Below are 21706 nucleotides of genomic sequence, written 5' to 3'. Positions count from 1 at the left end.
CGGATTACCTCCCCTCGTCGTCGGAACCCGGTGCGGCGGTGCCGAACCCCTTGATGAACACGAACGCGATGATCGCCACGCAGATGAAGATCAGGATCGAGATCGCCGATCCGACGCCCAGGTTGAACGCGCCGAACAGGTTGTCATAGCCCAGCATCGACACCGAGTAGGTGTTGTTGGACCCGCTGGTGAGAACGTAGATGTTGTCGAACACGCGGAACGCGTCGAGGGTGCGGAACAGCAGCGCGACGAGGATGGCCGGCTTCATCAGCGGAAGGATGATGCGCCACAGGCGCGTCCACGCACCGGCACCGTCGACCTGGGCGGCCTTCAGCAGGTCGTCGGGCACCAGCGCCAGGCCCGCCAGCAACAGCAGCGCCATGAACGGGGTGGTCTTCCAGACCTCGGCGAGGACGATGATCGCCAGCGACGGCCACTGTTCGGTGAGCGGCGCACTGCCGTCGGGCAGCAGGTTCGCCAGATAGCCGGTGCCGGGCGTCCACGCGTAGTACCACGAGAACGCCGCGGCCACGGTCACGATGCCGTACGGGATCAGGACGACGGTGCGGATCGTGCCGCGTCCGAAGATGGTGCGGTGCATCACCAGTGCGATGGCCATGCCGAGGACGAGCTCGATGAGCACCGACACGACCGTGATACCCACCGTGACGCCGAAGGCCGTCCACCAGTAGTTGTCGGTCAGCACCGTCGCGTAGTTCGAGAACCACACGAACTCCCGCTCTCCGGGCGCGGACAGGCTCATCTTGTTCAGCGAGAGCCAGACCGCGTAGATGATCGGATATCCGGTCACCAGCAGCATCATCAGCGCGGCGGGCGCGACGAGCCAGAAGGCCAGCCGCCGCTCGGCCGTCTTGCCCTCACTGCGCTTGCGGGGCTTCGGTGCCGCTTCATCGCGGCGTCGTTCGGCCACCGCGGTGGCGGCTGCCGATGACCGTGCCACGCCGACGGATCCGGGATTCGACCCGACCGGGTTCGCGGGCGCCGAACCGACCCGGGCCGAACCGGGTGGAACCTCGTGGCGTCCTCCCGGTGGCGCCTTCCACAACTCGTCGGAGTGCACGGGCGGGCTGTCCCCCACGATGGGGATCGGGCCGGTCTGGGCGGGCGCATCGTCGGGCAGCGCATGACGGCCGGGGCGGAACGCGGACTCGTCGGCGGAGTCGTCCTCGTTCGGTGCGCGCCCGCCCGGAGTGTTCCCGCCGGGTGTGTTGTGATCGGTCACGGAACCAACCCTTCCCCGTCGATTGCCTTCTGGACGGCCTCGGCGAGTTCGTCCACCAGTGTTTCCGGATCCCACGCCCCGACCGGACTCAGCTTTGCTTGCAGCAGCGTCGAGATCGCCTGGTAGTCAGGAGACTTCGGACGAATCGCAGCATGGTCGGGTTCGAGCTGACGCTTGATTTCCTGCGCCATCGGATAGGCGAGGCGGAAATCTGCGTCGTCGTAGATGGATTCGATCACCGGGGGCGGACCCGCGTTGAGCGAGAAGTTCTTCTGCGACGCCTCGCTCGTGATGCACTCGGCCGCACGGAAGGCCAGGTCCGGCTGCTCGGAGGTGCTGGCGACGGCGATGTTGATCCCACCGAGGGTCGTCTTGGTGGGCAGGCCCTCGAAGCCCGGGTACGGGGCGAAGTCGAAGACCTTCTGCATCTCCCGGTTGAGCGGGAGCACATCCCGGTCGGACGGCGGATTCTCGCTGTCGGCGTACAGGTCGGCGTACTTCGTAAGGTCCAGGAACGGGACGGATCCCGCGACGGCGTTCTCGCGCATGCCGGGGAACACGAAGGGCCAGTTGACCTCATAGAGCGCCTCACCGCTCTCCATGCCCAGGCGGGCGGCACCCTCGTCGGAGTTGGTCAGCGACGGGTCGGCGCCCGGTGCGGTGGCCACCGCCTTGAGTGTCCGGAGGGCGCGGACCGTGGCCGCGCGATGCTCCGGAGTGTCGTTGAGCGTGACCTTGTCGGGGTTCTCGGGGTCGACGACCTGGCCGCCGGCACTGACGAGTACCGAGTTGAACCAGACCATCAGGCCCTCATATTGCCTGCCCTGCACCATGATGTAGGTCGGTCCGCCGTTGCGGCCGCTGACCAGTGCATCCTCGAGCATCCCGTCCCATGTCGAGGCGGGACGACGGCGGTCGACCTTGTCCTGCAGCACATCCTTGCGGTACCAGAGCAACTGGGTGTTGGTGGAGAACGGGATGGCGTAGAGGCGTTCGCGCTCATCCTCATCCGTCTTCCACACCGCGGTGTCGAGCGGACCGCCGAGGGTCCGCGCGGACACCTCCGCGGCCATCGCGTCGGGCACCGGGACCATCCAGCCCGCGTCGGCGAACTCAGCGGTCCACACCACGTCCATGCCCATGAGGTCGAGCCCGGAATCGTTGCCGGCGAGGCGGCGGGCCAACTGCAGCCGCTGATCGTCGGCACCCTTCGGCAGGGGCGTCGTGACGATCTTGTACTCACCGTTGGATTCGGCGGAACACTTGTCGCCGATCGCGGCGAAGGTGTCGGCACCGTCGGCGGGTGGATAGAAATTCAGTACGCCCGCTTCATATCCCGAGCCGCACGCCGACAGCACGGGGAGCGCCGCGGCCGCGGCGACCGCCGCCGCGAGGACCTTTCGCCTTACGCGACTTGTGGTTCGATACCTGCTGACCCTGCTCCGCACGCAGCCTCCTCGATGTCGTACGCGGCGGAGTACCCGAGGTGCTCCGCCGTGAGCGTCCGAGGTGCAACGCTATACGTCACGATTCGTGACATGCAACACATTCGGCATGGGCGTGCCACTCCGTCGCCGATTGTGATCGCCCCGTGTCCGCCGACGGTCGAGACCTCACATCGTCAGGCGCGCGAGCATGTCGCGGGCTTTCTCTGCACTTTTGGGATCGCAGAGGACGTCGTAACGGCCGGCGACGAGCTGCATGGTCGACGCGAAGTCGCGCTGGCCGCGTGTCGCAGCATACGGAATCGTCGCCGAGATCACACCGAAGACCATGCCGCCGACGAGACCGACCAGGATCGGCCCCAGGGGCGAACCGGCGAAGACGAGTGAGACCAGGATGCCGAAGAAGAGGCCGAGCCAGGCCCCCGAGACCAGACCTCCGCCGATCACCTTGCCCCACGTCAGGCGTCCGATGACACGCTCGACCTGCATGAGGTCGACGCCCACGATCGTGACGTCCTCGACGGAGAAGTTCTCGTCGGACAGATAGTCCACCGCCCGCTGCGCCTCGGCGTAGGTGCTGTAGGAGCCGATCGGCCACCCCTTGGGCGGCGTCGGCAGTCCCGGCGTCTCCCGACCCGGGCGCATGGGATTCGTCATTTCGGGACCTCCCTGTGAAGTCGAGTCTGCTGTTCCGCGCTCGCCGACGGCGTTGGCCGAACCGATGGCACTACCCTTACTCCCATGTCGTCGGTGAGCAAGGTGTTCGTGGCCAGATTAGTCGGGTTGGCCGTCCTTGGTCCCGATGGTGAATCCATCGGGCGGGTCCGCGACGTGGTGATCTCGATCCGATTGTCGGGTCAACAACCACGCGCACTCGGCCTCGCGGTCGAATTGACCACCCGCCGAAGGATTTTCGTTCCCATGCTGCGCGTCACCGGGATCGAACCGCAGGCGGTGACCCTCAACACCGGCACGGTGAGCCTGCGGAAACTGCATCTTCGCCCCGGCGAGGCCCTGGCGATCGGCCAGATCCTCGACACCCGGGTCCGGGTCACCGACCCGGACCTGCCCGAACTCGCCGACGCCGACGTGACGGTGGTCGATCTCGGCATCGAACGCACCCGCACCCGGGACTGGGTCGTGTCGCGGGTCGCCATCCGCGCGGGCCGACGCGGTCTGCGCCGGCGTCACGAGACCCACGTCGTGGAATGGTCCAGCGTCCAGGGCATCACCCAGTCCGCCCTCGACCTGCCCGGCCAGGGCGTCGCCCAGGCGCTGATGCAGTTCGAGGGGATGCGCCCGGCCGACGTGGCCAACGCGCTCCGGGAGCTGCCGGCCAAACGACGTGGTGAGATCGCCTCGGCGCTCGAGGACGAGCGGCTCGCCGACGTGCTCCAGGAACTGCCACCCGACGATCAGACGGCGATGCTCACCGCCCTGGGTCGCGATCGGGCCGTCACCATTCTCGAGGAGATGGACCCCGACGACGCGGCCGACCTCCTCGGCGAGCTCCCCGACACCGAGGCCGAGGCGCTGCTCGAGGAGATGGACCCGGAGGAATCCGAACCGGTCCGTCGACTGCTGCTGCACTCCCCTGACACCGCCGGTGGTGTGATGACCTCCGAACCGATCATCGTCACCGCGTCGACGACGATCGCCGAGGCACTCGCACGCGTCCGCAACCCCGACCTCACCCCCGCTTCGGCGAGCATCGTGTTCGTCGTGCGTCCCCCGACCGCGACGCCGACGGGCAAGTATCTCGGCTGTGTGCACCTGCAGGCCCTGCTGCGCGAGCCGCCGGCCCACCTGGTCGGCGGAATCCTCGACACCGACCTCGCGCAATTACACCCGGAAGACTCGCTGGAGACGATGACGCGCTATTTCGCGACCTACAACCTCGTCTGCGGCCCGGTGGTCGACGAGGCCGGCCACCTGCTCGGCGCCGTCAGCGTCGACGACCTCCTCGACGAGATCCTGCCGCGCGACTGGCGTGAGACCGAACCCGAGGACGTCGACAAGCGGACCGGCGCCGGCGCGCAGGTGAGGATCCGATGAGCGAGCAGGGCGGTCGCAAACTCGACATCCCCAGCACCAGGCGCACCATCTCGTTCAACCTCGATTCCGACGTCGTCGGGATGTACAGCGAACGTGTCGCCCGGTTCCTGGGCACGGGCCGGTACCTGCTGATCCAGACCGTCATCGTCGTGGTGTGGATCGCGCTGAACCTGGTCGCGGTGACGATCCGGTGGGACCCGTATCCGTTCATCCTGCTCAACCTCGCGTTCTCCACGCAGGCGGCCTACGCCGCGCCGCTGATCCTGCTGGCCCAGAATCGTCAGGAGAACCGGGACCGCGTGGCGCTCGAGGAGGATCGGATGCGGTCGGCGCAGACCAAGGCCGACACCGAGTTCCTCGCGCGTGAGCTGGCCGCCGTCCGCCTGGCCGTCGGCGACACGGTGACGCGCGACTACCTGCGCAAAGAACTCGACGAGCTACTCGATGAGCTGACCGAACGGTTCGGTGCACGCAACGAAGCCTCGGACGACGCGGACGGCGTCGAGAAGTCCCGTTGAGCGGACCACGTCTCCAGGAGGTCCCGGCACCGCCCGATACCACTCCGTGACGTCACTCCAGTAACTTCTCTCCCATGGGTTTGCCGCCGTAACTTCTCGCGGCGCAGCGACGAAGTGAGTGACGACGAGTAAATGCGGAGTTCGCCATTGGGTCATCAGACCCAATATGTATGGTGGGTCACAGTTCGGCCGGATCCCGGTGTCGGTCACGACGCCAGACCCGGTTCGGACACATCCGCTCTCGGCTCCAGGCCGTGCGGCCGGAGCGGGCAATCACTGCGTCCTCGGGGGGCAGACGTGTGGTGTTGTGACAACGGAGTACATGTGATCGAGAAATCGGTGCTGGCGAACCGCCGGGGCGGTGGCCGATGAGCCCGCTGAACCTGGTGCGCCGCCGTCGTGGGCCGCAGCGTCCCCTGCACTTCCCGCGGCGAGCCGCGACGATCGTCGTCGGTGGCGCACTCGTCGGCACGATGGTGCTGGGCACGGCGTCATCGAGTGCGCACGGCGTGCTCGCCGCAGCGACCCCCGAACCCGAGGCCCCGGTCGTCGTCGCAGATGTCGTGCCGGGTTCGCCCGTGACGCTCCTGGGTTTCGCGCCGCCGCCGGAGAAGCCTGCCGCCGCGCTTCCCGCGCCGCAGTTCCGACTCGCGAACGATCTCCCCTCCGGTCCTCTCGGCATCCCCGGCGTGGTCCTGCAGGCCTACAAGCTCGCCGCGAACCGGGTCGGCGTCGAGAGTCCCCAGTGCAAGCTGCCCTGGTTCCTGCTCGCCGGCATCGGCCGCATCGAGTCCAATCATGCGAGCAACGGTTCGGTCGACCAGTACGGCACCACCATCAACCCGATCGCCGGGCCCGTGCTCGACGGTTCCCTGGCCGGCAACGCGGTCATCAAGGACACCGACGGTGGACGCATCGACGGCGACCCCGGGCACGACCGGGCCATGGGACCGATGCAGTTCATCCCCAGTACCTGGGCGTCCTGGGGCTCCGATGCAAACGGCGACGGCAAGTCCGACCCCAACAACATCTTCGACGCCACCTACTCTGCGGGACGCTACCTGTGCGCCGGGGTCAGCGACATCATGAGCGAGGGCACCCGCGTCGCGGCGGTGCTCCGGTACAACCGCTCGATGGAGTACGTCGCGAACGTACTCGGCTGGGCCGGCGCCTACGCCACCGGCGTCATGCCGACCAACCCGATCCCGGAGGCGAAACGCAAGGCGTCGAGTTCGTCGAGCAAGAGCAAGTCGAGTTCCTCCTCGTCCTCCACGCCGCCGTCGGGTCCGTCGTCCTCGTCGCCGTCGGTACGCAGGCCCGCACCGCCGCCGCAGAACTGTTTCATCGTGTGCCTGCCGACGATCACCCTGCCCGGACAGGTGCCCCCGCCGCCGCCCAAGAAGCAGGCTCCGGTGACCAAGAAGGCCCCGCCGGAGAACCGGTCGGGACCGGCGACGACACCGGTGCCCGTTCGCTGATCCGGCACCGCACGACCGCCTGCCGGGACCACCACCGTGGTCCGTCGGCGGCGCCGGTAGGCTGGACCAGATGACAACAGGAGTCGCGCCCACGGAATCGGCAGTTCGCGCCGCCCTGGGCAAGGTCAAGGATCCGGAGATCGGCAAGCCCATCACCGACATCGGGATGGTCAAGTCGGTCACCGTCAACGACGATGCGAGCGTCGACGTCGGGGTGTATCTGACGACGTCGGGGTGTCCCCTGCGCACCGAGATCGTCCAGCGGGTGGAGACCGCCGTCGCCGATGTCGCCGGTGTCGGTGCGGTGCGCGTCGAACTCGACGTGATGGACGACGAGCAGCGCACCGAGTTGCGCAAGAAGCTGCGCGGGGACAAGGCCGAACCGGTCATCCCTTTCGCCCAGCCCGGGTCCCTGACCCGCGTCTACGCCGTCGCATCCGGTAAGGGTGGCGTCGGAAAGTCCAGCGTCACGGTCAATCTCGCGGCCGCACTGGCCGAGCGCGGACTCAGCGTGGGTGTCCTCGACGCCGACATCTACGGCCATTCCGTCCCCCGGATGCTGGGCAGTGACGCCAAGCCCACCCAGGTGGAGCGGATGATCATGCCGCCCATCAGCCACAACGTGCGATTCATCTCCATCGGCCAGTTCACCGAAGGCAACACCCCGGTCACCTGGCGCGGACCCATGCTGCACCGCGCGCTGCAGCAGTTCCTCGCCGACGTCTACTGGGGCGACCTCGACGTCCTGCTCCTCGACCTGCCCCCGGGCACCGGCGATGTCGCGATCTCCATCGCGCAGCTGATCCCGGGTGCGGAGATCCTCGTGGTCACCACACCGCAGCAGGCCGCCGCCGAGGTCGCCGAGCGCGCCGGTGCGATCGCGCTCCAGACCCGCCAGAAGATCCTGGGCGTCGTGGAGAACATGTCCTGGCTCGAGCTCCCCGACGGCACCCGCATGGAGCCGTTCGGCTCGGGTGGTGGCGAGCAGGTCGCCGAACGCCTCACCCGTGCGGTGGGCGCACCCGTGGAGCTCTTGGGTCAGGTCCCGTTGGAGACCGCACTGCGCGAGGGCGGCGACGCGGGTGTTCCGGTGGTCTTGTCGGCCCCCGACTCCCCCGCCGGCTCAGCGCTGCGGTCGATCGCCGCGAAACTCGCCGTCCGCAAGCGCGGACTGGCCGGGATGAGCCTCGGGCTCGACACCGTCCGCCACTCCTGAGGAGTTCCGATCAGGTCGCGTCCCAGTCGGTGACGGCGGGACGGCCACCTGTACGACGCTCTGCCGGTGCAGTGTCGGACGACGGCTGTGCCGGGGTGTCGGTGTTCTTGTCGAGCGACATCGGCGCCGACACCGGCTTGATCGGTGGCGCCGGGGTGGTGCTGCGATCGACGGTGGTGGCGTCCTCGCCCAGGCGGAACAGCGAGTCGTCGCCGTCGAGAAGGTGCTTGGTGACGATCGAACGCGGCGTCATCCCCCGCAGCTCGTTCAGGTCCGCGAGAGGTTTGCGCAGATCCTCGAACTCCGGACCGAGTTCGTCCTTGAGCTGGTTGGTCGCACCGGTCGCATAGTCGCGGACTTTGCGGAGCGACTGCATCGACCAGGACACCGCGCCCGGGAGTCGTTCGGGCCCGAGGATGACCAGGGCGGCCACGACCAGGATCGCGATCTCGCCCCATCCGATACTGCTGAACATCTGCCTCGTCCCGGTGTCAGTCGCTCGCCGGCGTGATGGTGCCGTTGAACGTACGCCCGTCCCGCCAGTACTGGAACGGGATCTCTTCACCGATCTTCGCGGTCCGGACCGCGACATTCAACTCGTCGGCGCTCTCGATGGGCCGGTTGTTCAACGAGGTGATGACGTCGTTCTCGCGAACTCCGGCGCGTTCGGCCGGTCCGCCGGACACCACATTGCGCACCTGGGCGCCCAGGACACGCTCGTTGCGGACCGAGCTCGCGTTGATGCCGATCTGGGGGTGGTTGACCTTGCCGTCGCGGATGAGGGCTTCGGCGATGGGCTTGGCCTCGTCGATCGGGATGGCGAATCCGAGCCCGATCGAGCCGCCGCCGGCACCGAGCCGACCCGCGGTGTTGATGCCGACGACCTTGGCGTCGCCGTTCACCAGCGGACCGCCGGAGTTGCCGGGGTTGATCGCCGCGTCCGTCTGGATCGCGTCGATGACCGCGTCGGTGTCGGATTCGGCGTCGGGCGTGAGCGCCACCGCGCGGTTCGTGGCACTGACGATGCCGCTCGTCACCGTCCGGTTGAGCCCGAGCGGCGATCCGAAGGCGACGACCTCCTCGCCGATCTGCAGGTCCGCGGAACTACCGAGGACCGACACGGTGGGATTCCTCACGTTCTCGACCTTGAGCACCGCGAGGTCGGTCTTGGGGTCACGTCCGACGATGCGTGCCGGGACACGCTGACGGTCGAAGAAGACGACCTCGAGCTTGGCGCTCTTGTCGTTCGCGGCCATCGAGATCACGTGGTTGTTGGTGAGGATGTACCCCGCCTTGTCGATGACGAAGCCCGAACCGGTCGAATAGGCCCCCGACGCCCGGACGTCGATGGCGACCACGGATTTCTCGACGGAACGCGCCACCTCGGCGATCGGCGAACGCGGCTCCGAACCGTTTCCGGGGTCGTCGGTGGACAGCTCCACGGAATCGGTGGTCAGCGGCGCCGCGACCTCGGCGGTCCACCGCCCCATCAGACCGCCGACGACGGCGATGAGCAGCGCGATGATCGCGAGCGCCGCGAGCGCGCTCCAGCTGATGCGGTTGCCCAGCAACACATCCCGGACGCCGAGTTTCGGGCCGGGGTCGGTGGCCGGCGTCGAGGCGCTGGTCGGCAGGGCGGGATCGACGAGCCGCGCGGGGCTCTCCGGATCACGCCAGGGGTCGTTGCGCGGCGGCTCGTCCTCGGTCTGGCCGTAGGTGGCAAGCGGATCGCGCTGGAGGGTCTCGTCAGAGCCGGGCGGACGCCCGAATGCCTCGGCGAGGACGGGGTCCGGGTCGGCGACGTGCGGTTGCGGCGCGGAATGGCTGCCGGCATCGGCGGCGAACGAACCGCGCACTCCCGAGGGCCGGCCGAAGACCTGCGCCGTTGCCGGCGATACGGGGGCGTGCCGCGGCCGCCCGGGCGTCAGCCGTTGCGAGTGTGGGGGTTCTTCGCGACGCGCGAACTCCGCGTCACCGCCGGGAGTCGAGGTGTCCTCGCCCTGGGGTCCGGTTCCGTCGGTCACGTTCACCTACCCCGACGGCGGAAGTTACGGCCGCGGCCGGTGTCGCGCATGAGCGGGTTCACGGGCGGGCGCATCGCCTCGCGGGCGCCTGGGATGCCGTCGGTCGGGGTGTCCGAGCCGAGGTCGATCTCGCGGGTCGGGATCTGAGAGAGCGCTCCGAGCAGCGAGGCGGGCACCGACACCTGGCCGGACTCGCGCAGGCGGGTACGGGCCAGGGACTGGGCGTCGACCGCCGCCACACACTCCGGGCAGAGCGCCAGATGGTGGGTGGCGCGAGCATGCGCCGACATACCGAGCTCACCGTCGACGAAAGCGGCGACCGCCTCGGGGGCGAGATGTTCGGTCGGGGCGAAACGGCGTCCACCGGCGGTGCCCGGCGCGCGATAGCCGCGGTTGGGCAGGAAGGACGACGGGGCCGGAGTCCACGAGTCGGCACCCCAGGAGGATCGCCGGCGACGAAGATTGGGGGTCGGGGGCTCGACACCGCCGCCCGGGGTCGGACGCCCGCGATCGCCGTCCATCATCGTCGGTCACCCCTCTCCACGACGTGTCCGCCGTACTCCGTTGTCATCACCTCTGCCGAGTCTGCTCGCCACGGTACTCACCGTCGGCGGGCTGTGCCGCCGCACGGGGTGTGACCGGGGCCGCACGCAACGTCTCAGCTTATCCGAGTCAGACAACGACGCTCATCGACTCGTGGTTCCCGAGCCTGACGAGCCGGGGATCGTCAGCTGTGCGCGCCGATCGCGACCGAACGGCTGCTGGTGTGCCCCTGGGCGGCCAGCGCGTCGCGGATGCTCTGGCGGCCACGGTGGATGCGACTGCGGACGGTGCCGAGCTTGACACCCAGGGTCGCGGCGATCTCCTCGTAGGACAGCCCCTCGATGTCACACAGGACGACGGCGGCGCGGAAGTCGGGCGCCAGCGAGTCGAGGGCGCGCTGCAGATCCGGGTCGAGGTTGGTGGCGTCGAAGATCTGCTGGGGGTCGGGGGTGTCGGCCGGCACGCGGTCGTACTCCTCGGGCAATGCCTCCATGCGGATCTTGCTGCGGCGGCGGACCATGTCGAGGAACAGGTTGGTGGTGATGCGGTGCAACCAGCCCTCGAAGGTGCCGGGGCGGTAGTTCGACAGCGATCGGAACACCCGGATGAAGGTCTCCTGCGTGAGATCCTCGGCGTCGTGCTGATTCCCCGACAGGCGGTAGGCCAGGCGGTAGACGCGGTCGGCGTGCTCGCGCACCAGTTCATCCCATGACGGCATCAGCAGTTCGTCGCCGGTGGCGTCGAAACCTGCGGTGCCCGCCGGAACGGCGGGCACTTCGTCGGTGGAATCGCGGGAATCGGTCATGGTGGGTGGTCGGTTCCTCTCTCGTGAACACAGCCCGGTGACCCAGAGCACTCACCGTGTCGAACAACGTCGCACCGGTCCGGTATTCCCAACGCGCCGGGGCTTCACACCGACTCGCCGGGCAGTACCGTCAACCGGACGCACTCACCCTCTCGTATCGGAGTGTGGTCGCCGTATGAGTCCCCTGAGTGTTCCCTGAGGATGTGACGGGCTCCGACCGCGGCCCGGGATTCGCCCAGGTCGGCGTGCCATGTCCGCGTTGACCGGGCCTGCGGTCTAACCTCGACGCGTGACCGAGTCAACCCCGTCCGCCGGCCCCGATCTGATCGCCTACGCCGAGTCGGCGATCGTCGAGGACGACGCCGTCATCGCCGCCCGTGCCCGCGCAGAGGAACTGGGTGCCACGCCCGTGAGCCCAGCGGTCGGTGCGCTGCTCGCACTCCTGGCCCGCACCGCCGACGCCAAGGCCGTGGCCGAGATCGGCACCGGCACCGGCGTGAGCGGTCTGTGGTTGCTCAACGGCATGGCCGCCGACGGGGTCCTGACCACCATCGACCCCGAACCCGAGCACCATCGTGCGGCGCGGGCGTCGTTCGCCGGGGCCGACATCTCCCCCGGCCGCACGCGCCTGATCAACGGCACACCCACCGACGTGCTGCCGCGTCTCTCGGACACGTCCTACGACCTGGTCTTCATCGACGGTCCCTTGCTGGACCTGCCGCGGTTCGTGACCGAGGCCGTCCGCATGCTGCGCGACGGCGGTGTCGTCGTGGTGCACAACGCGACGGCCGACGGCACCGTGGGCGATCCGTCCCGCACCGACCCGCCGACCGCGGCCGCGCGCGAGGCGGCCCTGCTGATCGCCGACGACGAGCGCCTCCTGCCGGTCGTGATCCCGCTCGGGCCCGGTGTGCTCGCGGCGGTCAAGACCCGCTGACCACAACGCAAACCCACCCATTTTCGGCAGATCCGCCCCCTGAGGGGGTGCTGGGTTTGCCGAAAAAGGGTGGGTTTGCGGGGTCTCACACGCGCGCCGAGTTCGCGAGGCGCCTCACACGTCAGTCGAGAAGCGGATTCCGTTGTCGGGGATCTCGATTCCCGGCCACACGCGTGCGCCGCGCAGGAGTTCGCAGCGCGCACCGATGTCCGCGCCGTCGCCGATGACGGTGTCGCGGATCAGTGCCCGCGGACCGATTCGTGCGCCGAAACCGATGATCGAGCGCTCGACGACCGCACCGGCCTCGATGACCGCGCCGTCGAAGACCACCGCACCGTCGAGGCGGGCGCGGGGCCCGACCTCCGCGCCTCGGCCGACGACGGTGCCGCCGATCAGCAGGGCACCCGGGCCGACGCCGGCACCCTCGTGGACCAGCGACTCGCCGTGGCGATCACCGAGCGCCGGTGACGGTGCGATGCCGCGCACCAGGTCGGCCGAGCCGCGGACGAAGTCCTCCGGGGTGCCCATGTCGCGCCAGTAGGCGTGGTCGACGTGGGCGTGGACGTGCTTGCCCTCGGTGAGCAGGCGCGGGAAGACCTCGCGCTCCACCGAGACGGGCACGCCATACGGGATCGACTCGATGATCTTGCGGTTGAAAACGTATGTGCCGGCATTGATCTGATCTGTCGGCGGGTCCTGGGTCTTCTCCAGGAAGGCGGTGACGCGGCCGTCGCCGTCGGTCGGCACGCAGCCGAACGCGCGCGGATCGCTCACCCGGACGAGGTGGATGGTCACGTCGGCGTCGGCCGCGCGATGGCTGTCGATGACGTCGCGCACATCGGTGCCGCCGAGCACGTCGCCGTTGAACACGACGATGGTGTCGGCGGTCAGCTCGTCGAGGACGTTGCGGATGCCGCCGCCGGTGCCGAGCGGCTCGTCCTCGGTGACGTAGCGCAGACGCAGGCCCAGTTTGGAGCCGTCGCCGTAGTACTCGCTGAACACCTCGGCCTTGAACGAGGTACTGAGGACGACGTCGCGGATCCCGGCCGCGTGGATGCGCGACAGCAGGTGCGTGAGGAAGGGCAGGCCCGCGGTGGGCAGCATCGGCTTGGGCGCCGAGAGCGTGAGCGGACGGAGCCGGGTGCCCTTGCCGCCGACGAGGACGACCGCCTCGACGCCCTCGGCAACAGGCGCCGATCCGCCGACGGACGCGCGCCCCACCGACTCGCGCACGGTGTACTGATCCACTTGATCGGTCCCTTCTTCGTGATGTCCGGTATTCACTTCAGCACTCATCCGTTGTCTTCGCTCGTCGAGGTGTTCTCCGTCGACGTGGTCCGGCGGGCCGCTCGGACCGCAAGACGCGACCGCGCGGCCAGGCCGACGCGCAGCGCGAGCCGCAGCGGTGCACGCCACACACCGGGGTTGCGGTCGGCCTGGAACCGATAGGCACTCTCGTGGTGTGCGGGCAGCATCTTCTCGGGGTTCCGACCGGCGCTGTGCCCCTTGGTGTGCACGATCTCGGCCGAGGGGACATAGACGTTCTGCCAGCCGGCCTTGCCCAGGCGGTCGCCCAGGTCGACGTCCTCCATGTACATGAAATAGCGGGGGTCGAAGCCGCCGACGGCGTCGAAGGCCTCCCGTCGAACCAGCAGGCACGACCCCGAGAGCCAGCCGACGGCCCGTTCCGACGGCGCCTCGTCGTCGGCGCGATAGGCCGCGGTCCACGGATTCTTTTTCCACACCGTGCCGAGGATGGCGTGACCGGTGCCGGAGACGAGGTCGGGAACGCGTCGCGCCGACGGGTAGATGGTGCCGTCGGGTTCCCGGATGAGCGGTCCCAGCGATCCCGCACGCGGCCAGCGCCGCGCAGCGTCGAGGAGTTCGTCGATCGAGCCCGGCTTCCACTCGACGTCCGGGTTGGCGATGAGCACGAACTCGATGTCGGGATCGATCTCGGCGACCCCGCGGTTCATCGCGCGGCCGTAGCCGAGGTTGCCGCCGGTGCGGACCAGTTTCACCGACTCGTAGTCCTTCTCGGCCTGTTCGGGTGCACCGTCGTCGGAGCCGTTGTCTGCGATGACGACCTGCGGCATCACATCGGTCACGGCGTCGAGACTGCGAAGGAATGTCGCGAGGTGATCACCGGAGAAGTAGGTCACCGTGACGACGGCTAGCTGAGCGGGCACCGGCTCAGGGTAACGAACCGCCCGGCTCGACGATCGACGCGTGCAGCGCGGCGCGCCAGTCCCGTAGCGGCGTCAGCCCCGCCGCGGCCCAGGAGCGTCCGGAGAGCACCGAATACGCCGGACGCGGTGCCGGGCGCCGGAACTCCGCCGTGGTGGTGGGCAGCACGCGTGAACGTTCGGCGCCGACCTCCTCGAAGACGGCCGCCGCCACCTCGAACCACGTCGCGCGGCCCGCGTTGGTGGCGTGCAGGACGGTTCCGGTGACCTCGGGGCGGGGCCCGGCGGCCACCAGCTCCCACAGCCCGTCGGCGAGGTCGATGCAGTAGGTGGGCGAACCGAGCTGGTCGTCGACGACCGACACGGTGTCGCGTGTCTGCTCGAGACGACGCATCGTCCCGACGAAGTCGCGGCTCTCGGGTCCGCCGGTGTAGACCCACGCGGTGCGCACGACGGTGGCACGCGGGTCCGCGTCGAGTGCGGCGCGTTCACCGGCGAGTTTGGTTGCCCCGTAGACGGTTGCCGGTTCGCCGCTCACGTCATCGGGTTCGTAGCCGTCGGGACGGTCGCCCGCTGAGCCCGGGCCGTCGAGCGGGGTACCGGGAAAGACGTAGTCGGTGGAGACATGGATCAACCACGCCCCCGCGGCGGCGGTCTGGGCGGCGAGCAGTGCCGGACCGGTGACGTTGACCCGGCGCGCACCCTCCGGATCAGACTCGGCACCGTCGACGTCGGTGTAGGCGGCACAGTTGACCACGACGTCGCCGGCGCCGAGGTCGCCCAGCGCGGCCGCGACCGATGTCTCGTCGGTGATGTCGATGTCGGCGGAGGTCAGCGGACGCCACACCACGGAGTCGGGTGCCTGGGCAGTCCTCTCCTGGAGTGCGGTGCCGAGCTGCCCGCCGGCGCCGACGATGTACACGGTGGGGGTGCTGGGCGTGACACGCATGGCCACCATCGTGCCGCAGACCCCGGCGTGCCACGACTCGGCCGTCCATCAACACGTGACGACCGCTACTCGACTTCTCGGCGTTGCGTTCTCGAATTCCCGAATCACTTCAGTAGCCTGGCGACAGCAACATCAGCTTTCACTCCTGCACCGACAATCCCATGGCGCGGACCGACCGGACGCCACCGTCGAGCAGCACGACGACCACGAAAGGGACCGCGGACCAGTGGATTCACCATCCGACGGCGCACGTGGGCGGCCGCGCCCCAGGCGTGCGGTACCGCCGGAGCCGGGCAGCCGGCGCACTCCGGATGCCGATCACGGCCGACGGCCGGTGCGCGGCGAACGCACTGGTGAACCGGGGTGGCCGCCTCAGGGCGCCCGCCCGCGTCCCGCCGACCCCGAGCCCGGCGCTCCCCGACGCCGGGTGGTGCGTGGTGCTCCCACGACGCAGTCGCGAGCCGAGTCCGCACAACACGCACGGCGCCAGCCGCCGCCCGAACGGATCCCCGCCCGGGATGCCGAAGGCAGGCCTCGTCGACGCCCCGCGGAGCCGCGCGACCCCCGCAGGCGTGTGCCCCCGCAGGAACCGGCGTCTCCCCGCCGGCCGCGGCGTGGCGACGAGCCTCTCGGCCGACGCTCGTCCGGCGAGATCCACACGCGGTCGGCACCCGCCGAACGTAAGCGTTCCGCGTCACCGGATTCCGCCCGCAAGCGCGTCCCTCGACCCGACGCCGAGAAGGCTCCCGCGAAGAAGGCCGCACCGAAGAAGGCCGCACCGAGGAGAACCCCACCGAAGAAGGCCGCACCCGGGAAGCACGCTTCGGCAGGAACAGCCCGAAGTGCTGCCGCGGTGACCGAAAAGCTCTCGGCCACTGCAGAGTCCACCACACCGACCGCTCCGCCGACCGCTCCGCCCGGCACCGTCACTCGCCCTCACGCCGGATGGGCGTCGGGCGCCGGATGGGGTCGCGCGTTGATCGCGATCGCATCGGTCGCCGTGCTGCTGTGCACCGGTTACGCATGGAACACGATGTCCGACCTGGAGACTCGCATCACGCAGCTCGGCGGACTCGGTCTGGGTGGTGCGAAGGACGGCGCCGTCGACATCCTGTTGGTGGGCACCGACTCCCGTACCGACGCGAAGGGCAACCCGCTCTCGCCGGAGGAGGTCAAGCTCCTGCGTTCGGGCGAGGAGGTCGCCACCAACACCGACACCATCCTGCTGGTGCGCATCCCCGAGGACGGTTCGTCGGCCACCGCGATCTCGATCCCACGTGACTCGTACGTCGACGTACCGGGTATCGGCATGAGCAAGATCAACGCGGCCTACGGCACCACCCGCGAAGGCGTGCGCGCCCGCGCCGTGGAAGCCGGGCAGTCGCCCGAGAAGGCGGAGAAGGAAGGCACGCTGGCCGGCCGGAAGGCGTTGGTGGACACCGTCGCCAACCTCACCGGCGTCCAGGTCGACCACTATGCGGAGGTCGGCCTGCTCGGCTTCGTCCTGCTGACCAATGCGGTCGGCGGCATCGACGTCTGCCTCAACGCCCCGGTCCGGGATCCGTTCAGCGGCGCGCGTTTCCGCAAGGGTGTCCAGACCCTCGACGGGCCCAGGGCACTGAGCTTCGTGCGCCAGCGTCACGGACTCCCGCGCGGCGACCTCGACCGCATCACACGTCAGCAGGCGTTCATGGCGTCACTGACCCAGAAGGTGTTGTCCGCAGGCACTCTCACCGATCCGGGAAAGCTCTCGGAGATGCAGAACGCGGTGGCGCGGTCGATCGTCATCGACGACGGTTGGAACATCATCAACTTCGCGGAGCAACTCAAGGACCTCAGCGGCGGCCGCGTGAAGTTCTCCACCATCCCGATCGTCACCGAACAGGGTTGGAGCGAGGACGGTCTGCAGAGCGTCGTCCAGGTGGATCCGCAGGCGGTGAAGACGTACACCAGCGACCTCCTCACCCCGAAGCAGGCCGGAGCCGACGCCCAGCGCGGCGATTTCAAGGTCGACGTCGTCAACGCGGGCACCATCGACGGACTGGGTTCGAACGTGGCGAACATCCTGACCAACAAGGGTTATCAGTCCGGTGAGACCTCCAGCGGCAAGGCCGACACCAAGGACTCGGTGATCTACGCGAAGGAGAACGGCGACGCCGCGCGGCTGCTCGCCAAGGACCTCGGCGGCGTGAAGGTCGTCGAGGACCCGAACCTCGCCGACGACCAGCTCAAGGTGGTCCTCACCAACACCTACGCCGGACCGGGCGGGCTCGGCGACACCGGCGACCAGTCCGACAACACCCCGGCCAGTGAGCGTGTCGGCAACAAGCGCCCGCCGATCACCGCCGCGAACAAGGGGCCGATGTGCGTGAACTGAGCAGTCCGAACACCGTCGCCGACGCGATCTTCGGTGCGGTGGCCGATCATTCGCGTCCGCTGCTGACGTACTACGACGAGGCGACCGGCGAGCGCACCGAACTGTCGGCGGCCACCCTCGGCAACTGGGCGGCCAAGACTGCCAACTATCTCGTCGACGAGATCGGGGTGGGCGCGGGGGACGTCGTGGTGGTGGACCTCCCCGAGCACTGGCAGACGGCCGGGATCGTGATCGGCTCACTGTGGGCCGGCGCCGACGTCCACCTCGCGGACGCCGATGCCGCGGAGGCCGCTTCGGAGCCACGGGTGGTCTTCACCTCGCGCGACCGGCTCGACGACCATCCCGACGCCGACGAGGTCGTGGTGGCGTCACTCGATCCGTTCGCGCTGCCGTTGCGTGATCTCCCGCCCGGGGTCGGCGACTACGGGAGCGTCGTGCGGGTGCACGGCGACCAGTTCGTCTCGCGGTCCCCGGCGGTCGAGGCGCTCGACGGGATGCCGACCGCCGAGGTGGTCACCGAGGCACGCACCGTCGCGGAACGCGACGGCATCGCCGCCGGTACCCGCGTGGTGTCGACGCGTCCCTGGCACACCGCGCCCGGCGTGCTCGCACACCTGCTCGCACCTCTGGTCGCCGGTGGCAGTCTGGTGCACGTCGCGAACGCCTCCGCCGAGCGGGTGGCGGCGGTCGCGGAGGTCGAGAAGGCCGGAGTCGTCCTCGGAACACCCTCCGAATAGCCGCAATTGCCGCACGGCCCGCGTCGCAATTACCGCACGGCCCGCGGGAGCGCAGTGCACAAGAACCTGCGGGATCGCAGTTGATACGGCCCTGCGAGATCGCAGTGCGCACGACCCGCGGGAGCGCGGTGCACAAGAACCTGCGGGATCGCAGTTGATACGGCACAGTGGGGACATGCGACTGCCCAACGCACTGGCCCGTTTCAACAAGATCGTCACCAATCCGATCCAGCGGCAGTGGGCACCCCACCTGCCGCCCTTCGCGATGGTGGAGCACGTCGGCCGCAAGTCCGGAAAGACCTACTCGAATCCGGTGCTGGCCTGGGTCGATCGTGACAAACTCACGATCATCCTCACCTACGGCCGGCACACCGACTGGGTGCGCAACGTTCAGGCGGCCGGGTCCTTCGCCATCGTCCGCAAGAACGAGCGTTATCAGGTCACCGGTCCGCGCATCGTCCCGTCGGACTCCCCCGACATCGCCTCCGGCGCGAAGATCCCCGCACGGCTCTTCGAGTCGGCTCTCCTCGGCACCCTGCACAAGGCCTGAACCCCGGTGGCCGACGACCCGCTCGACGATTTCACCGCCGAGGACGTGACCCTGCGCGGCGACACCCGTCGCGTCTACCGCAAGGGCACGGGTCCTGCGGTCATCGTGATCGCCGAGATGCCCGGGATCAGTCCGAAGGTCGCCGACGTCGCGCGGCGCATCGCCGATCTGGGGGCGACCGCCGTCATGCCGTCGCTGTTCGGCGTCGACGGGCGCGATCCTCGCCCGGACAACCTCGGCCGGGTCGGCTCGATGCGGTCGATGCTGGGCACCATCGCCAAGACCTGCATCACCCGCGAATTCACCATTCTCGCAACGGGAAAGACCTCACCGGTCACGGCGTGGCTGCGCGAGCTCGCCGCCCGCGAGCACGACCGTTGCGGCGGTCCCGGGGTGGGTGCGGTCGGAATGTGTTTCACCGGCGGCTTCGCGCTCGCGATGGCCACCGACGAACGGATGCTGGCGCCGGTGCTCTCGCAGCCGTCGCTGCCGTTCGCGGTCCTCCCCGGACGCGCACGCGCGATCGACGTCGGCGAGGCCGACCTCGAGAAAGTGCAAGCACGATGCGCCCGCGGCCTGGAGGTGATTGGTCTGCGTTTCGCCGGTGATCAGCTCTCGCCGCGTTCTCGATTCGCCCGTCTCCAGGAACTTCTCGGCGACTCGTTCATCGGCATCGAACTCCCCGACGACGCCGCGAACCCGGATTCGATGTTCCCCCGGCCGCATTCGGTGCTGACCGAGGACCTCTACGACGAACCCGGACAACCCACGAGGGAAGCCTTCGACCGGGTGCTGGACTTCTTCACCGACAAACTCGGCTTGTCCCCCGCCACTCCGGGATCGCCTGCGGCAGAGGGCTAGTCGCCGAGCAGTTCCTGCTGGAGCGCGGCGTCCTTGTCGAGGACCATCTGCTCGAGGCCCTTCTGGAACGACACCATCCGTTCCTGCAGGACGGGGTCGGAGGAGGCGAGGATGCGCACGGCGAGCAGTCCGGCGTTGCGGGCGCCGCCGACCGAAACCGTCGCGACGGGCACACCGGCGGGCATCTGCACGATGGACAGCAACGAGTCGAGGCCGTCGAGGTGTCGCAGCGGCACCGGCACACCGATCACCGGCAACGGCGTCGCCGAGGCGACCATGCCCGGAAGGTGCGCTGCCCCACCGGCTCCCGCGATGATGACCTCGATGCCGTTGGCGGCGGCACCGGCCGCGTAGTCGAGCATCCGCTGCGGTGTGCGGTGTGCCGAGACGACACCCACCTGGAATGGCACGTCGAACTCGGCGAGTGCCTCCGCGGCCGCCTTCATCGTCGGCCAGTCGGAGTCGCTGCCCATGATCAGGCCGACACGAGGGCCCCTGTTCTCGGTCATGAATGCACATCCCATCCGTCGGTCCACGTCGCGTGCGACATCCACTGCGCAGCACGCTCGGCGCGCTCGCGCACCGATTCCATCGATTCACCCGGCCGGCCGACGATGTTCACGTGGCCGATCTTTCGGTCGCGCCGCTCACCCTTGCCGTAGAGGTGCACCTTGGCCTCGGGCATCCGCGCCATCAGGTGGTGCAGGCGCTCGTCCATGGACATCTCCGGTGCGCTCGGCGCGCCCAGGATGTTGGCCATCACGGTCAGCGGCGCGGTCGGCGCGGTGTTGCCGAGCGGGTAGTCGAGAACGGCGCGCAGATGCTGCTCGAACTGCGAGGTGACCGCGCCGTCCATCGTCCAGTGCCCGCTGTTGTGCGGACGCATCGCGAGTTCGTTGACGACGAGTTCGCCGTCGACGGTCTCGAACAGTTCCATCGCCATCACACCGACCACGCCGAGTTCGCCGGCGAGACGCAACGCCATCTGCTGCGCCTGCTCGGCGACGTCGTCGGAGAGATCCGGTGCGGGCGCGAGCACGACGGCGCACTGGCCGTGACGCTGGATGGTCTCCACCACCGGCCACGCCGCACCCTGCCCGAACGGGGACCGGGCGATCATGGCCGACAGTTCGCGCCGCATCGGCACCTTCTGTTCGGCCAGCAGCGCCGGCGCGTCGGACGGGTACTCGTCGAAGACCGCGAGGGCCTCGTCGGCGCCGTCGACGAGCCAGACCCCGCGACCGTCGTATCCACCGCGGACCGCCTTGATGACGATCTCCCAGTCGTTGGCCGCGCCGAACTCGGCGAGACGCGCGCGGGCGGCCGTCCGGTCGCCGGCGAGGTCGGCGAACTCCGGGACCGGCAGACCCAGCTCGGCCAGGCGAACCCGCATCGCCAGCTTGTCCTGGGCGAAGTGCAGCGCCTTCGACGGCGGGAGGACCGCCACTCCTTCGGCTTCGAGTGCCTGGAGGTGATGCAGCGGCACACCTTCGTGGTCGAAGGTCAGTGCGGCGGCACCGGCGGCGGCGCGGCGCAGGTCGTCGAGTTCGTCGTGTGAGCCGAGGACGATGTCGGCACTCACCTGCGCGGCCGGGTCCGAGTCCGACGCGGCCAGCACGCGCAGACACTGTCCGAGTGTGATCGCGGCCTGATGCGTCATCCGCGCGAGCTGTCCGCCACCGATCATCGTGACCTTCGGCATACCCGACGCCGCGCCGGCGCTACGCGCCGCTTCCGGGGTGGGTGGCGCGGAATTCGAGGTCATCGGCCCGTTCACTGGCG

The 21706-nt window shown here is 69.1% G+C and carries 21 protein-coding genes; 9 read left to right on the top strand and 12 right to left on the bottom strand.

The genetic code is table 11. The features are described from left to right. Positions 1-4 precede the first annotated feature (4 nt). The 3 genes from GAA2_RS08695 to GAA2_RS08685 all read right to left on the bottom strand — a co-directional run bounded on the left by GAA2_RS08695 (position 5) and on the right by GAA2_RS08685 (position 3345). A complete protein-coding gene (locus tag GAA2_RS08695) occupies positions 5-1243 on the bottom strand; it encodes a sugar ABC transporter permease (protein WP_081712364.1) in 1239 nt (412 codons plus the stop codon). Next, a complete protein-coding gene (locus tag GAA2_RS08690) occupies positions 1240-2691 on the bottom strand; it encodes an extracellular solute-binding protein (protein WP_191834893.1) in 1452 nt (483 codons plus the stop codon). Before GAA2_RS08690 ends, GAA2_RS08695 begins: the two co-directional genes overlap by 4 nt. A gap of 165 nt (positions 2692-2856) precedes the next feature. Then, positions 2857-3345 (bottom strand): general stress protein, encoded by a 489-nt coding sequence (locus GAA2_RS08685; protein WP_024497301.1) that lies wholly within the window; start codon positions 3343-3345, stop codon positions 2857-2859. An 84-nt stretch (positions 3346-3429) separates the two neighbouring features. On the opposite strand from GAA2_RS08685, the gene GAA2_RS08680 reads away from it, so the two are divergent. The 4 genes from GAA2_RS08680 (at position 3430) to GAA2_RS08665 (ending at position 7955) form a co-directional block, all read left to right on the top strand. Further along, positions 3430-4743, top strand: coding sequence for a magnesium transporter MgtE N-terminal domain-containing protein (locus GAA2_RS08680; RefSeq protein WP_024497300.1), 1314 nt, complete (start codon positions 3430-3432; stop codon positions 4741-4743). Beyond that, positions 4740-5261 (top strand): DUF1003 domain-containing protein, encoded by a 522-nt coding sequence (locus GAA2_RS08675; RefSeq protein ID WP_024497299.1) that lies wholly within the window; start codon positions 4740-4742, stop codon positions 5259-5261. Before GAA2_RS08680 ends, GAA2_RS08675 begins: the two co-directional genes overlap by 4 nt. Positions 5262-5629: 368 nt before the next feature. Further along, a complete protein-coding gene (locus GAA2_RS08670; protein WP_159405464.1) occupies positions 5630-6739 on the top strand; it encodes a lytic transglycosylase domain-containing protein in 1110 nt (369 codons plus the stop codon). Positions 6740-6809: 70 nt separating this feature from the next. Next, a complete protein-coding gene (locus tag GAA2_RS08665) occupies positions 6810-7955 on the top strand; it encodes an Mrp/NBP35 family ATP-binding protein (protein ID WP_024497298.1) in 1146 nt (381 codons plus the stop codon). 10 nt (positions 7956-7965) lie between these two features. On the opposite strand, the gene tatB is transcribed toward GAA2_RS08665, so the two are convergent. From tatB to sigE, 4 genes are all read right to left on the bottom strand, one after another. After that, on the bottom strand, positions 7966-8430 hold the full coding sequence (tatB, locus tag GAA2_RS08660; protein WP_024497297.1) for a Sec-independent protein translocase protein TatB: 465 nt from the start codon (positions 8428-8430) through the stop codon (positions 7966-7968). A 16-nt stretch (positions 8431-8446) separates the two neighbouring features. Next, positions 8447-9985, bottom strand: a complete 1539-nt coding sequence (locus GAA2_RS08655) for a S1C family serine protease (RefSeq protein WP_040004856.1) — start codon at positions 9983-9985, stop codon at positions 8447-8449. After that, the gene (locus tag GAA2_RS08650; protein ID WP_006437241.1) at positions 9982-10503 is read right to left on the bottom strand and encodes a hypothetical protein; all 522 of its coding nucleotides are present in this window, start codon (positions 10501-10503) and stop codon (positions 9982-9984) included. The genes GAA2_RS08655 and GAA2_RS08650 overlap by 4 nt, the downstream gene beginning before the upstream one ends. A 203-nt stretch (positions 10504-10706) precedes the next feature. Beyond that, complete coding sequence (gene sigE / locus GAA2_RS08645) at positions 10707-11327, bottom strand: RNA polymerase sigma factor SigE (RefSeq protein ID WP_006437240.1); 621 nt, start codon at positions 11325-11327, stop codon at positions 10707-10709. Between the two features lie 289 nt (positions 11328-11616). On the opposite strand from sigE, the gene GAA2_RS08640 reads away from it, so the two are divergent. Then, entirely contained in the window at positions 11617-12264 is a 648-nt protein-coding gene (locus GAA2_RS08640; protein ID WP_006437239.1) for an O-methyltransferase, read from the top strand. 114 nt (positions 12265-12378) lie between these two features. Here GAA2_RS08640 and GAA2_RS08635 read toward each other — a convergent pair whose 3' ends face one another. The 3 genes from GAA2_RS08635 to rfbD are packed head-to-tail and all read right to left on the bottom strand — an operon-like array spanning position 12379 to position 15408. Then, positions 12379-13512: a sugar phosphate nucleotidyltransferase gene (locus tag GAA2_RS08635; RefSeq protein ID WP_006437238.1), complete on the bottom strand. Its 1134-nt coding sequence runs from the start codon at positions 13510-13512 to the stop codon at positions 12379-12381. A 44-nt stretch (positions 13513-13556) separates the two neighbouring features. After that, positions 13557-14453: a glycosyltransferase family 2 protein gene (locus GAA2_RS08630; RefSeq protein WP_006437237.1), complete on the bottom strand. Its 897-nt coding sequence runs from the start codon at positions 14451-14453 to the stop codon at positions 13557-13559. A 4-nt stretch (positions 14454-14457) separates the two neighbouring features. Then, complete coding sequence (gene rfbD, locus GAA2_RS08625; protein ID WP_040004855.1) at positions 14458-15408, bottom strand: dTDP-4-dehydrorhamnose reductase; 951 nt, start codon at positions 15406-15408, stop codon at positions 14458-14460. A gap of 565 nt (positions 15409-15973) precedes the next feature. On the opposite strand from rfbD, the gene GAA2_RS08620 reads away from it, so the two are divergent. The 4 genes from GAA2_RS08620 (at position 15974) to GAA2_RS08605 (ending at position 19924) form a co-directional block, all read left to right on the top strand. Beyond that, a complete protein-coding gene (locus GAA2_RS08620) occupies positions 15974-17776 on the top strand; it encodes an LCP family protein (protein ID WP_236577673.1) in 1803 nt (600 codons plus the stop codon). After that, positions 17764-18513 carry a TIGR03089 family protein gene (locus GAA2_RS08615; RefSeq protein WP_024497290.1) on the top strand — a complete coding sequence of 250 codons (750 nt, stop codon included), beginning with the start codon at positions 17764-17766 and terminating at the stop codon, positions 18511-18513. The genes GAA2_RS08620 and GAA2_RS08615 overlap by 13 nt, the downstream gene beginning before the upstream one ends. A gap of 175 nt (positions 18514-18688) precedes the next feature. Next, a complete protein-coding gene (locus tag GAA2_RS08610; RefSeq protein ID WP_024497289.1) occupies positions 18689-19063 on the top strand; it encodes a nitroreductase family deazaflavin-dependent oxidoreductase in 375 nt (124 codons plus the stop codon). 6 nt (positions 19064-19069) lie between these two features. After that, on the top strand, positions 19070-19924 hold the full coding sequence (locus GAA2_RS08605) for a dienelactone hydrolase family protein (RefSeq protein ID WP_024497288.1): 855 nt from the start codon (positions 19070-19072) through the stop codon (positions 19922-19924). Here GAA2_RS08605 and purE read toward each other — a convergent pair. Continuing rightward, positions 19921-20433 carry a 5-(carboxyamino)imidazole ribonucleotide mutase gene (gene purE, locus GAA2_RS08600; RefSeq protein WP_006437231.1) on the bottom strand — a complete coding sequence of 171 codons (513 nt, stop codon included), beginning with the start codon at positions 20431-20433 and terminating at the stop codon, positions 19921-19923. The two genes, GAA2_RS08605 and purE, sit on opposite strands and share 4 nt — an antisense overlap. After that, positions 20430-21689: a 5-(carboxyamino)imidazole ribonucleotide synthase gene (locus GAA2_RS08595; RefSeq protein WP_191834891.1), complete on the bottom strand. Its 1260-nt coding sequence runs from the start codon at positions 21687-21689 to the stop codon at positions 20430-20432. Before GAA2_RS08595 ends, purE begins: the two co-directional genes overlap by 4 nt. Positions 21690-21706 lie beyond the last annotated feature (17 nt).

The sequence above is a fragment of the Gordonia ajococcus genome, from assembly GCF_012974285.1.
Lineage (GTDB): Bacteria > Actinomycetota > Actinomycetes > Mycobacteriales > Mycobacteriaceae > Gordonia > Gordonia amicalis.
This window is presented reverse-complemented; position numbering and strand designations above follow the sequence as displayed.

Bases quoted from the DNA above. Each gene is read 5' to 3' on its own strand.
- GAA2_RS08685 (WP_024497301.1), bottom strand. From the start codon at position 3,345: ATGACGAATCCCATGCGCCCGGGTCGGGAGACGCCGGGACTGCCGACG.
- GAA2_RS08680 (WP_024497300.1), top strand. From the start codon at position 3,430: ATGTCGTCGGTGAGCAAGGTGTTCGTGGCCAGATTAGTCGGGTTGGCC.
- GAA2_RS08675 (WP_024497299.1), top strand. From the start codon at position 4,740: ATGAGCGAGCAGGGCGGTCGCAAACTCGACATCCCCAGCACCAGGCGC.
- GAA2_RS08670 (WP_159405464.1), top strand. From the start codon at position 5,630: ATGAGCCCGCTGAACCTGGTGCGCCGCCGTCGTGGGCCGCAGCGTCCC.
- GAA2_RS08665 (WP_024497298.1), top strand. From the start codon at position 6,810: ATGACAACAGGAGTCGCGCCCACGGAATCGGCAGTTCGCGCCGCCCTG.
- tatB (WP_024497297.1), bottom strand. From the start codon at position 8,430: ATGTTCAGCAGTATCGGATGGGGCGAGATCGCGATCCTGGTCGTGGCC.
- GAA2_RS08650 (WP_006437241.1), bottom strand. From the start codon at position 10,503: ATGATGGACGGCGATCGCGGGCGTCCGACCCCGGGCGGCGGTGTCGAG.
- sigE (WP_006437240.1), bottom strand. From the start codon at position 11,327: ATGACCGATTCCCGCGATTCCACCGACGAAGTGCCCGCCGTTCCGGCG.
- rfbD (WP_040004855.1), bottom strand. From the start codon at position 15,408: ATGGTGGCCATGCGTGTCACGCCCAGCACCCCCACCGTGTACATCGTC.
- GAA2_RS08610 (WP_024497289.1), top strand. From the start codon at position 18,689: ATGCGACTGCCCAACGCACTGGCCCGTTTCAACAAGATCGTCACCAAT.
- purE (WP_006437231.1), bottom strand. From the start codon at position 20,433: ATGACCGAGAACAGGGGCCCTCGTGTCGGCCTGATCATGGGCAGCGAC.
- GAA2_RS08595 (WP_191834891.1), bottom strand. From the start codon at position 21,689: ATGACCTCGAATTCCGCGCCACCCACCCCGGAAGCGGCGCGTAGCGCC.